This is a genomic window from Siphonobacter sp. BAB-5385 (assembly GCF_002261125.1).
Taxonomy (GTDB): Bacteria; Bacteroidota; Bacteroidia; order Cytophagales; family Spirosomataceae; genus Siphonobacter.
The window spans coordinates 1-1,226 of the sequence record NZ_NMPS01000221.1 but is presented as its reverse complement, the minus strand read 5'-3'; the positions used below and the strand labels follow the sequence as shown (position 1 = coordinate 1,226).

Below are 1,226 nucleotides of genomic sequence, written 5' to 3'. Positions count from 1 at the left end.
AGACGCATCAAACGTACCCGTCGCAGTCGGTGCCCCTTCAGATGACGATGTTCCATTATCGAAAATATCATCAGCCAGCGTCCTAAACCATTGCATGATTTGAGTACCCGACTTTCTGCCATATTCATATAGATATCCCGCATCCCAGGCTTTGTATCCAATCGCTCCCGGACTGTTTTGGTTGTCTGGACGATTTACCCAGGTAATCCCCGAACCGCCGCCTCCTGTCGTAATTCCAAAAGCATTTTGAAGGAATAAGCGATAGTCCTGAATACCCATCCGGACCGTCGTCGTACCCAGGTTCATTAGAAACTGACCATTGGATAGACTCAAACCTTCAGCTGTGACGAGCGACGGCATATTATCCGCATTGAAAATCAAGCGATCTACTTGGATATTACCCAAGCTTCCCTGATCCGCTTGGATAATGCTGAGCTTATTCTCTGTCAGGCTAAGCCCCTTCCCTGGCAGGTATGTAACCCCACCTCCCCCGATCGTATATAAACCTTTCCAGTAGGCGTATCGTAATAAATCAGTTCTTTAGAAATTGGATACAATACTGAAGTAACACCGGGTGCGGTTGGTAAAGCCGTATTACCGGGAGTGACCCAAAACCCCTGCTTTCCGAAAAAAGGGAGTTTTGAATCATTGCTGGGCTTACTTTGACCTCTGGCCAATAAAGCCTCGAACAAAGCCACAACGATTATGACTATACGTTTCATAGAATACAGTTTTGACGTTTTGGAGTGAAAAAATGGTAATCGTACAGGTTGGGCTTGAGACTACTTTACTTGGAGGTTTCAGGGAATATTCGCCTGCGAACGTGACTGTCCAACACCTGCGGATTGAGCGAGTAATACATCGTCGTCGTACCAGAGCGAGTATTAGACATTACGCGTAGCGTTTTCACTGGCTCGGTGTGCTCGACGCCTTCGAGGTCGGTGTAAACGGTCTGAATCATCAGGGTATCCACACCGACGCCGTATTTGGGAATTTGCGGCGTCTGGGCGGATACTTTGCTGACGAAAATGAGCAGAAAAACGACTAGGAAGCGTTTCATTGATTTGCGTATTTGAAGTTGAAAAATGAAGAGTGGTTACGGTCTAAGTAGCTGGATGAGTGCCATGTACTGCTCCCCTTCCTGATTGAAGCCGGACTGACCAATGTGGATGGAATCCGATAAGTAAGGCTCAGTTTCTGATCCGGTATAGTTGAAAAAGGGCTTT

General features: G+C 46.9%; 2 protein-coding genes. Both read right to left on the bottom strand.

The genetic code is table 11. The annotated features are described in order from the left end of the window. The coding region (locus tag BWI93_RS23745) for a hypothetical protein (protein ID WP_141217581.1) at window positions 1-405 on the bottom strand (405 nt) is incomplete at its 3' end. A gap of 382 nt (window positions 406-787) precedes the next feature. Beyond that, on the bottom strand, window positions 788-1,060 hold the full coding sequence (locus tag BWI93_RS23735) for a hypothetical protein (RefSeq protein ID WP_094816076.1): 273 nt from the start codon (window positions 1,058-1,060) through the stop codon (window positions 788-790). Between the last annotated feature and the right edge of the window lie 166 nt (window positions 1,061-1,226).